This is a genomic window from Kribbella sp. NBC_01505 (assembly GCF_045040285.1).
Lineage (GTDB): Bacteria > Actinomycetota > Actinomycetes > Propionibacteriales > Kribbellaceae > Kribbella.
This window is the reverse complement of record NZ_CP109425.1, coordinates 1,326,061-1,336,011: the sequence shown is the minus strand read 5'-3', so window position 1 is coordinate 1,336,011 and position 9,951 is coordinate 1,326,061. Positions and strand designations below refer to the sequence as shown.

The 9,951-nt window shown below is 67.7% G+C and carries 12 protein-coding genes; 1 reads left to right on the top strand and 11 read right to left on the bottom strand.

The features are described from left to right. Positions 1 to 18: 18 nt before the first annotated feature. The 7 genes from OG474_RS05975 to OG474_RS05945 all read right to left on the bottom strand — a co-directional run bounded on the left by OG474_RS05975 (position 19) and on the right by OG474_RS05945 (position 7,250). Complete coding sequence (locus OG474_RS05975; protein WP_405064545.1) at positions 19 to 885, bottom strand: ABC transporter ATP-binding protein; 867 nt, start codon at positions 883 to 885, stop codon at positions 19 to 21. Positions 886 to 887: 2 nt separating this feature from the next. Then, positions 888 to 1,997, bottom strand: coding sequence for a FecCD family ABC transporter permease (locus OG474_RS05970; RefSeq protein WP_405061190.1), 1,110 nt, complete (start codon positions 1,995 to 1,997; stop codon positions 888 to 890). Continuing rightward, complete coding sequence (locus OG474_RS05965; protein ID WP_405061189.1) at positions 1,994 to 3,040, bottom strand: FecCD family ABC transporter permease; 1,047 nt, start codon at positions 3,038 to 3,040, stop codon at positions 1,994 to 1,996. Before OG474_RS05965 ends, OG474_RS05970 begins: the two co-directional genes overlap by 4 nt. Then, positions 3,037 to 4,026, bottom strand: coding sequence for an ABC transporter substrate-binding protein (locus tag OG474_RS05960; RefSeq protein ID WP_405061188.1), 990 nt, complete (start codon positions 4,024 to 4,026; stop codon positions 3,037 to 3,039). The genes OG474_RS05965 and OG474_RS05960 overlap by 4 nt, the downstream gene beginning before the upstream one ends. Before the next feature lie 169 nt (positions 4,027 to 4,195). Continuing rightward, on the bottom strand, positions 4,196 to 5,845 hold the full coding sequence (locus tag OG474_RS05955; protein ID WP_405061187.1) for a protease pro-enzyme activation domain-containing protein: 1,650 nt from the start codon (positions 5,843 to 5,845) through the stop codon (positions 4,196 to 4,198). 148 nt (positions 5,846 to 5,993) lie between these two features. Then, entirely contained in the window at positions 5,994 to 6,446 is a 453-nt protein-coding gene (locus OG474_RS05950; protein WP_405061186.1) for a DinB family protein, read from the bottom strand. Between the two features lie 15 nt (positions 6,447 to 6,461). Beyond that, a complete protein-coding gene (locus tag OG474_RS05945) occupies positions 6,462 to 7,250 on the bottom strand; it encodes an endonuclease/exonuclease/phosphatase family protein (protein WP_405061185.1) in 789 nt (262 codons plus the stop codon). Between the two features lie 31 nt (positions 7,251 to 7,281). Between OG474_RS05945 and OG474_RS05940 the strand changes: the two genes are divergently transcribed. Beyond that, entirely contained in the window at positions 7,282 to 7,857 is a 576-nt protein-coding gene (locus tag OG474_RS05940) for a DinB family protein (protein WP_405061184.1), read from the top strand. Here the strand turns inward: OG474_RS05940 and OG474_RS05935 are convergent. The 4 genes from OG474_RS05935 to OG474_RS05920 are packed head-to-tail and all read right to left on the bottom strand — an operon-like array spanning position 7,841 to position 9,926. Beyond that, entirely contained in the window at positions 7,841 to 8,434 is a 594-nt protein-coding gene (locus OG474_RS05935; RefSeq protein WP_405061183.1) for an O-methyltransferase, read from the bottom strand. The genes OG474_RS05940 and OG474_RS05935 overlap by 17 nt on opposite strands. Positions 8,435 to 8,437: 3 nt before the next feature. Next, entirely contained in the window at positions 8,438 to 8,761 is a 324-nt protein-coding gene (locus tag OG474_RS05930; RefSeq protein ID WP_405061182.1) for a putative quinol monooxygenase, read from the bottom strand. Between the two features lie 10 nt (positions 8,762 to 8,771). Then, positions 8,772 to 9,740, bottom strand: coding sequence for a proline racemase family protein (locus OG474_RS05925; protein ID WP_405061181.1), 969 nt, complete (start codon positions 9,738 to 9,740; stop codon positions 8,772 to 8,774). Positions 9,741 to 9,749: 9 nt separating this feature from the next. Then, complete coding sequence (locus tag OG474_RS05920) at positions 9,750 to 9,926, bottom strand: hypothetical protein (RefSeq protein ID WP_405061180.1); 177 nt, start codon at positions 9,924 to 9,926, stop codon at positions 9,750 to 9,752. Positions 9,927 to 9,951: the final 25 nt, after the last annotated feature.

Genomic DNA, 9,951 nt, shown 5'->3' with positions numbered 1-9,951 from the left:
ACACTCACTTCTCTCGAGTTATTTCGGGTCGGTGGTGGGCGCCGCCCGTGGGCGTTCGCGGCCCAGAGGCACGACAGACGGCGTACCGGCGACCGGATCGGGCACGACGAGGCAGCGGAGTCCGAAGACCTCGTGCACGAGGTCGGCGGTCACGATCTCGGCCGGCGGGCCTTCGGCGACGACATGGCCGTCTTTCATGGCGATCAGGTGGGTGCCGTAGCGGGCGGCATGGTTCAGATCGTGCAGCACGGCGACCAGAGTGTGGCCGACGTGGTGCAGGTCGGTGAACAGCTCCATCAGCTCGATCTGATGAGTGATGTCGAGGAAGGTGGTCGGTTCGTCGAGCAGCATGATGTCGGTGTGCTGCGCGAGCGCCATGGCCACCCACACCCGCTGGCGCTGACCACCCGACAGCTCGTCCACCAGCCGGCCGGACAGGTCGGTGACCGTCGTTTGGTCCATCGCCCGCAGTACGGCCTGCTCGTCGGCCTCGGTCCACTGCCGGGCGAACCCTTGATGCGGATACCGGCCCCGGGCCACCAGGTCGGCCACGGTGATGCCGTCGGGGGCGATGGAGCTCTGCGGTAGCAGTCCGACCCGCCGGGCCACCTCCTTGGTCTTGAAGGAGTTGATGTCGGCGCCATCGAGAACGACCTGCCCGGCCGACGGCTTCAACAGCCGGGACAGCCCGCGCAGCAGGGTGGACTTGCCGCACGCGTTCGGACCCACGATCACTGTGAACGACTGGTCGGGGATCGCCACCGACAGTTCCCGGGAGATGACGCGCTTGTCGTAGCCGATCGTCGCCGACTCCACATGGAGTCGGGAGCCGCTGGGGGAGGGTGCGTCTCCCGTTGCCGTCAGACCGTTGGTGCTGGTGTGGATGGTCACAGGCGTCTCCTGGCTTCGGTGATCAGCAGCCAGCCGAGGTAGCCACCGCCGAGCATGACGGTGATGATGCCGACCGGCAACGGGGTTGGTGCGACGTGCTGGGCGAGGTAGTCCGCTGCCAGACAGAGCAGCGCGCCGACCAGGGCGGCGGGAGCGAGGGTGATCCCTGCGCTCCGGGTGAGCCGGCGTCCGATCTGCGGCGCGACCAGGGAGATGAACGCGATCGGGCCCGACGCGGCGGTGACCGTCGCCGTCAACGCGACCCCCAGCACGATCAGGGCGAGACGAACCGCTGAGACCCGCACTCCGTGGGCGGCGGCCGCATCGTCACCCAGCTCCAGCTGCCGCATCGGCCGGCTCGACATCGCCGCCAGCAGCAGGAGTACGGCGATGCAGGCGCCACCGACGGCGACCTGGGGCCAGGCGACGCCGTTGAGCGTTCCGGCACCCCACGTCGCGGCGGCCATCGCCTGGTCCAGGTCGGCCTTGAGGATCAGCCAGGTGTTGATCGAGCCGAGCATCGCGGAGATGCCGATGCCGACGATGATCAGGCGGAACCCTTGCACGCCTCGCCGGTAGGCGAGCAGGTACACGGCGATAGCTGTGGCGATTCCGCCGACCAGCGCTCCGCCGACCAGCTGCCAGTAGGTGCCGTTCACGACGAGGATCACGATCAGGGCCCCGGTGTAGGAGCCCTGGGAGAAGCCGATGATGCCGGGGTCCGCGAGCGGGTTGCGCAGCGTCGACTGAAAGATCGCCCCGCTCACTCCCAGCGCGGCGCCGAACACCAGCGCCGCTGCCACGCGCGGCAGCCGCCACTCGACCACGATGTTGTGGACAAGCCCGGTCGTCCCACCAGTCAGTGAGGAGACCACCTGTCCTGGACTGAGTTGGTACGAGCCGGTCATCAGAGCGAGCACAGCCATGCAGGCGATCGCCAGGGTGAGGACCGAGCAGATGATGACCGAGCGCCACTCGAGCCGTACGGCGATTCTCCGACGCCGCAGCACCAGCACCCGCCGCCCGAAGTGCACGCGACGTGTCCCCGGCGACCAGGCGGTCCGGGAGGAATCAGTGTGCGGATCGAGTCCGCTGGGCGCGCTCATAGCCCGCTCGCTTTCTTCTGCCGCACCAGCGCGATGAGCACGGGGGCGCCGACGAAGGCGGTGACGATGCCGACGGGGATCTCGCCGGGCCGCATCACGACCCGCCCGAGAATGTCGGAGGCCAGCAGCAGACTCGGGGCCAGCACCACGCTGTAGGCGAAGATCCAGCGCTGGTGCGGGCCGACGATCCAGCGCGCGACGTGCGGGACCATCAGCCCGACGAAGCCGATCGGCCCGGCGATCGCCGTACCGCCGCCGGCGAGCAGGGTCAGCGCGATGATCGCGAGGATCCTGGTGCGTACCAGCCGGACGCCTTGGGCGACGGCCAGCTCGTCACCCAGCGCCATGGCGTTGAGCGGGCCGGACACCGCGAAGGCCAGGACGAGCGCGATCGCGAAGAACGGCAGGAGCGGCCACACCAGGTCGAGCGGGCGGCTCACGATCGAACCGGCGTTCCAGGATCGCATCGCGTCGAACGCGTCCGGGTTGGTCAGCTCGAGTGCCGAGCCGGCACCACCGAGCACCGCGCCGACGCAGACCCCGGCGAGAACCATCATCACCGGCGATTGGCCGCGCCGGGTCGATCCGAGGGCGAGCACCATCAGGGTGACGATCAGCGCGCCGCCGAAGGCGAACCACATGTAGCCCTGAATGTTGCGGACTCCGAGCAGCCCGACGGCGACTGTCACCGCGAAGGAGGCACCGGCGTTTACTCCGAGGATGCCCGGATCGGCCAGCGGATTGCGGGTCAGCGCCTGGATCAACGCGCCGCCGACCCCCAGCGCCGTACCGACGACCAGTCCGACGACGGTGCGCGGCAGCCGGAAGTCCCGGATCGCGAACTGATCGATGTCGTTCGACGGATGGAACAGGGCCTTCCACACCACGGCGGGCGAGATGGCGGTCGACCCGATCAGCACGCTCGCCACCAGTAACACCAGGAGCACCACGAGCGCGATGACCAGGCCGATCGGACGACGCCGCGATCCGGACCCCTTTACGGTGCCCGGATCGGCGGGTCGTCGCAGGTCGAGAGCTGTCACTTCTTGGGTGGCAGGGTCGCCAGCGCCTTGTCGAGCGAGCCCAGGTACCGCAGGACGGCGCCGTACGAGTTGTTGCCGGGGCAGAAGACGCCGAGCGCACGACCCGACGTCACGGTCGGCAGCGCCTTCCAGGTGTTGGTCTCGACCACCGGCGCGAAGAGCTCGGTCGGCTGGCCCTTGTCGTCGGCGGGGTAGGTGATCACGTCGTACGTGGACAGCTTGGAGAGCTGCTCGAAAGGCAGGTTCTCGTAGGCCAAGGGGTCCTTGCCGGCGGCCGCCTTGGGGAAGTTCAGGCCGACGTCGTCCTGGGCGATCTCGACGCACCCGATGTCCCCGATGACGTACGTCCCGGGATCGGAGCTCGCGTAGCGGTCCAGATTGACGAACTTGGTGGTCTTGATGAGGTCCGCGTACGTCTGCTTCAGCTTGGCGACGCTGCCCTCGAAGTCCGCCTTCTGCCGGGTGAGCGAATCCTTCACGTTGCCGGCCTCGGCGAGCCCCTCGGCGAGTGCCTTCCACTCGGTGTCGAGCCCCCAGAAGGCGGTCGGGGCGATCGTCGCGAGCTGCTTCTCCATCTTCTTGAACTCGGCATCGGGAATCTGGACCAGGATCAGGTCCGGCTTGAGGCCGGCGACCTTCTCGAGGTCCACCTCGTCACCGAGGTTCGTGGCGTTCTTGAACGTGGCGCGCTGGTCCTCCGGCAGCAGGTTGAGCTCGGAGTCGGCCACCCCGGTGACGCCCACCGGCTTGCCACCCATGTCGATGAACGGCAGGTCCGTGTTGCCGATCGTGACGACCCGCTGCGGGTTGGTGGGGACCGCGATGTCGCCGTTGCCGGCCTTGACGGTGCGGGTCGCGGCGGCTTTGTCGCCGGTCGTGCCGCCGGCCTTGTCATCGCCGCCGCCGCAGGCCGTGAGGACGAGCGCGAGGCTCAGGACCGCGGCGGTCAGGGCTGCGCCGCGCCGGCTCAGGGGTGTCGTGCTCATGGGTGTGCTTTCCGATCTTCTGCAGGGGTGATCAGGCCGCGCTCCGTCGAGGCAGGGACCTTCGCGCAATATTAGGTAACCCTTACCTTAAAAGCCAGCTCTAGTGACGTAGCCCCGAGACGTCAGAAGGCCCGGACCATCAGGGTCCGGGCCTTCGTCGTACCTCAGGTCACTTGGCGGCGAGGCGCAGCCCCAGGGTGAAGTAGAGGCCGTTCGGCGTACCGAGGCCGGTCATCGTGTCGTAGCCCTTCGCGGTGACCAGATTCGTGCCAGGTCCCTGGTAGTCGAAGAACTCCAGGCTCGGGGTGTAGTCACTGGTGGCCGGTGTGTAGGCGACCCGGTTCTGCTGCGGTGTCTTGGCTGTCTGCGGAAGGACGTCGCGGATCGCCGGAGTCCCGTGCAGGCGATAGAGGACGGGGTTGATGAAGCCGAAGGGCACTCGCCGCCCCTGCTGCGCGCCGGCGATGAGACCTGCGATCAGCGGAGTGGCCAGGCTGGTGCCCGCGGACGACTGGGTCTGGTAGCGGCCGTTGTCGTCCAGATGGCCGACCAGCATGCCGGTGCTGGGGTCGGCGAGGGCCGAGATGTCGGGCGCTGCGCGGTTGACCAGCGTCTTGCCGTGGACCCGGACGTGCGACATCGAGGCCGGTACGACGCCCTTCTGGTAAGCAGGCTGTGCGAAGTCGAGACTGGTCCCACCGCCGGCCGCGCTGCCGGCACCCAGGTCGTTCCACTTGCCGTCGTCGAGCGAGATGGTGTTGTTCGACCAGCCGGTTTCGAACACCCGCTCGTTGCGCGCGCCGAGGCCGAGGGTCGTGCCGCCGACGGCCGTTGCGAACGGCTGCTCCCCAACCGCGTCCAGAGTGGCTGCGTCGCCGGATGCGAAGTACAGGCCGACCCCTTCGGCTGCGGCTCGAAGCGTGAGCGCGTGCAGAGTCTTCCCCGTGTCACCGTCGCCCGGGATCCCCCACGAGTTGGAGACGATCGTGGCGCTCGGCCGGTGGCCGTCGCCCATCAGTACGCCGTGCACGGCGTTCAGCAGTCTTTCGTCCTCACCGCAACCGTTGCCGACGACCACCAACTGCTTCGCGTCCGGCGCCATCGCGTAGACGGCCTGCGAGTCCATCTCGGCCTCGTCGTCGTACCGATTCGCGCTGCGGGTGCTCGCGGTGGGGCACGGGCGCCCCGCCGTCTGCTCCCGGTACTGGCCGGGCTTCAGCGGTGGCAGGTCGTTCCGCTTCGCCCACTCCTGCATGGCCTTCTGCATCGAGGTTCCGAAACCGAGCTCGGTCAGGGCCACGGTCTGCCCCTTGCCGCTGAAGGCTCGCGAAGCGCCGTACGCGGTGCGCAGCTGCTTGGCGGAGTAGCCGCAGATCGGCAGCGGCGCCTTGGTCAGTCCCCGGTACGACGGCTTGAAGGTCTGCAGGTGCTCTGCCCAGTAGTGCGAACACGTCGGTGCTTTTGCCTTCGACGTCGAAGCGGCGATCACGCGCGAGGTGCTGCCCAATCCGGTCACCGCGAGAACGTCCGACCCGCGTTCGCTGAGCACAGACTGCAGTTTCGCCACCGGAGCGGTTGCCGACACGTGGTCCCGGCCATTACTGATCTGTACGTCGCTCAGCCCGCTCCTGCTCAGGTTGTCAGCGACTGCCTTGGCCGACGCAGCGGACGGTCCGAACCGAGCCGTGTACTCGTTCGGACTCAAGTAGCGATGGAACTGTGGACTCCCCGGAGTGGACACCGCCAAGGCGAACCGCGCGGCGCCCGCCAGATCCGGCTTCAGCCACACCTGGACGGTCCGCGTCTCCTCAGTACGCACCTCACTCCGCGCGGGCACACCCAGCGTCGCTCCGGCAACCACAACCGCCGAGCAACTCGCAAGGGTGACAGCAGTCCTGAGCACATTCCCTCCACTCTCCATGATCGACCAGCTACCGATCTATCACCCTAGGCTGCCACTCCCGCCTTCACGTCTTCTGCAGATAAAGGTCCCGAAGCAGACAGATCTCAGCCCCGTGGTGAATCACCTCGACGTTGATGTAGAGCATCAGCTTCGCGACCGGCGCCTCCGCGAACGCAGGCGGCGCACCCTGCGGCTCGGAGAGCCCCGCCATCCCCAACCCACGCACACCGGCAATCCACAGCGCGTACTCGTCGTCCAACTGCCGCAGCGCTTCCTGGGCACTACCTGCATACGGGTACGTCGGCGTCGTGGTTGCCGCACGCCCGAAATGCATGCTGCTGGTCGAGGCGAGCACATCGCACACATGCGCGAGCCGCCACGCAATGGTGGTCACCGGCTCCGGGGCCGGCTGCCAGAAGTACTCGTCATCGGTGAGTCCGTCCAACCGAGGCCGGAGCTGGTCCCGCCAGTGCGCCTCAAGCTGATCGACTACCTCGGCACCCCAGTCAACATCCATCCCGCGACCGTAGCTCTAGAGCGTGACGCGCGCCTGCAGGCCTAAGTGGTCGGTCAGGTAGTCGGGGCCGCCTGGCATGGGGAGTTGGGCGGTGAAGGTCAGTTGGGCGGAGTTGACGGTGATTGCGGGGGTGGAGAGGAGCATGAAGTCGATGCAGTGGGCTGTCTGGTTGGAATGGAGATACAACGCGTGAAAGGTGGGCGGGCAGTCGTTGCCGAAGGCGTCGCGCAGGCCCGTGTCGCGGAGGAAGTTCCGGTAGAGGCGGCTGTCGCGGGCGATGTTGAAGTCGCCGGAGATGACGGCAGGCTCGGTGACGGCTGCTACAACGCGACCGAGCGTCGACAGCTGTTCGTGCTGGAGCCGGTAGTAGCGGTTGGTCTCGGACCAGTCGCCGTCGAAGTTGGCCAGCAGGTGGGTGTTGACCACCGCGACGCCTGAGAGGCTCGTGACCAGCACACCCTTCAGCCGCGCCTTTCGCCGTGACAGCCGCGGCAATCCGACCGCACTCGCCACGGCCGGTAGTGGGAAACGCGCGTAGTCGGTGCGGGCGATCGCCGTACGGGACAGGGTCAGCAGTCCGCCCGCCGGCCCGGCCAGTGACCTGCGGAAGCTGACGAACCGGTATGACGGCATCGCGCGCAGTAGCTGCCGGAGGTGGTAGTAGGTGAGCACCTCCTGGAAGTTCACGACGTCCACCTCCGACGCCTCGAACACCCCGCCGATCGCGGCGTACCGCTCACCAAGCCGCGAACCGCGCAGCGGCATCCCGCGCGTGTTGAGCGAGGCGACAGTCAGCTGAACCACTGGTTACCTCCACCGTGTCTAACGTGTGTGCATGACTGATCCGAAGGCGATGCTGCAGGAGTACCTTCGTGAAGCGCGTGGTGCGTTGGTGTGGAAGCTCGACGGGCTCACGGAGTACCAGATCCGCCGGCCGCTGACGCCCACTGGCACCAATCTGCTGGGGCTGATCAAGCACCTCTCGATCGTCGAGGCCCGCTACTTCGGTGACACCTTCGGCCGGCCGTTCCCGGAGCACCTGCCGTGGTGGGACGACGAGGCCGAGCCCAACGACGACAGTTGGGCCACCGAACACGAGTCCCGTGCGGAGGTCGTGGATCGCTACCACCGCGTCTGCGCCCACGCTGACGCGACCATAGCCGCGCTACGCCTCGACGCGCCCGGGCACGTGTCCTGGTGGGGCAGCCCCGATGTGACTCTCCACTCGATCCTCGTCCACGTCCTTGCCGAGACCAGCCGCCATGCAGGCCACGCCGACATCCTTCGGGAAGGCTTGGACGGGGCCACCGGCATGCTGCCGGGGAACTCGAACCTGCCCGACCACGACGCGGCCTGGTGGGAGGCCAACTACGCGCGTATCGAGGACGCCGCGGCTAAGGCCGGCGCGTAGCGACGATCGTGGACAGGTCCGGCGCGACGCGGATCTCAGTTGCGAGTAAGCCCGGGTGGGTCAGCCAGGCGAGCCGTTCGGCGTCGACGGCACCGTCGTGGACCGGCGGCCACTGGGTGATCGGAGTGAAGTCGTCGTTCACCACGGTGCCTCCGGGGTGCACCAGGAGGGACGGATCGATGCCGGAGTCGTCCGTCAGGCTTCCGCCGCCGTCCAGCACCAGCAGGTCGTACGGCGCTTGCTCGGTGACCAGGGTCCAGTCGCCAGTCAGCACCTCGACATCGGGTATGTCTGCGAACAACCGCCGTACCCGGTCCGCCCGTTCTGCGTCGCGTTCGATGCTGACGATGCGCACACCGGGGCGTCGACCGCACACCAGCCACGCAAGGCCGACTCCGCACCCAGTGCCGGTCTCACCGATCACATTGGTCGCTCCGGACGCCAGCGCGGTCAGCAGTCGCCCCTGCTCAAGGCGGCAGGACGAAGTGAACCCGAGCTCGACCGCGAGGTTCACTGCAGCGGTGACGAGCTCGGGGACGTCGGCTCCTGCGTAGCTCTGGGTGCCTGAGATCGACACGAGCTACTTGACGGCGAGTTCGCCGAGCTCGGACCAGTCGTCCTGCGGCACCTTGAAGTTGACGATGCGCGGAGTCTCGACCAGGTGCGGCGGCAGGTCGCGCTGTGCGGCCTTGAAGTGGTCCGAGGTGACGTGGGCCGTGGCGGCCTCGTCGTCGGCGAAGGCCTCGACCAGGACGTACTCGTTCGAGTCGTCCAGCGAGCGGGACCAGTCGTACCAGAGGCAGCCGGGCTCGGCGCGGGTGGCGGCGGTGAACTCGGCGGCGATGGACGGCCAGTCCTCGGCGAACTCGGGCTTCACACGGAACTTCGCGGTGATGAAGATCATGGGACTGACGTTAGCGCAGCGTGAAGCCCGTGCCGAGGGGGTCGTGCGGGTCGAGCGTGAAGGTCGCGGTACCGGTGCGGTACGCCAGACCGGAGACCTCGGTCAGGATCCCCGCGGGACCGTCGGACACGATGCGGCCGCGGAACGTCGTACCGACGATCGACTCGTGGAGTAGCGACTCGCCTGGCGACACGCGGCCGTCCGCGTGCAGGAGAGCGAGCCGGGCGGACGTGCCGGAGCCGCAGGGGGAGCGGTCGACCTGGCCGTCGGCGAAGACGGCAACGTTCCGCTGGTGCAGTGCGCCGAGGTCGTCGTACAGGATGGTGCCGTAGATGCCGTTCAATCGCGGATCGGTCGGATGGACGGCGACGTCGTTCAGGGCCCACTTGATCTGGCGGCCGATCGCGATCAGCTCGGCGTAGTGCTCCGGTGTGACGGTCAGACCGACGGATGCTGCCGGCAGTGAGGCATAGAAGGCGCCGCCGAAGCTGATGTCCGCGACGACACCCGCTACCGGCACAGAGCGAGCCAGCACGAACGACGGCACGTTCTGGAACGCCACGTCGACGACCCTGCCGCCGGTGCACGTCACGCGCGCCACCACTCGCCCGGACGGTACGTCGATGACCACATCGGTCTCGCCATCCGGCGCTGCGGGGACTAGGCCGCTCTCAACTGCCCACGCGCCCAGTGCGATCGTTCCGTGGCCACAGGCGGTCGAGTAGCCGTCCTTGTGCCAGAACAGCACTCCGAAATGCGCACCCGCGTCATCAGGCGGTACGACGAAGCACCCGTACATGTCTGCATGCCCACGCGGCTCATTCACCAGCAACTGCCGTACGGCGTCGATCGCGGGCGTGGACTGTGCTGTCAGTCGTCGCTCGGCCACAGTGGCGCCCGGAACAGTCGGACCGCCGTCAGTGACGATGCGGAAAGGCTCTCCCGCGGTTTGATAGTCGACAACACTCACAGGCTCCACATGGGCAGCCTAAGCTGCGCGCCGCGCCGCCAGCAGTGCGCACCGGAGCTTGGACTTGTCCGGGTAGCCGGCTGCGCAGCCGATCTCGTAGACGTCGTGACTGCGCATGTTCACCATCGCTGCGACGAACCAGACCGGGTTTCCCTCGGCCAGCATGGTGATGATCATGGTGGTGGTGGCGTTCATCCTGACCCTCTCCTCTGGTTGCTCT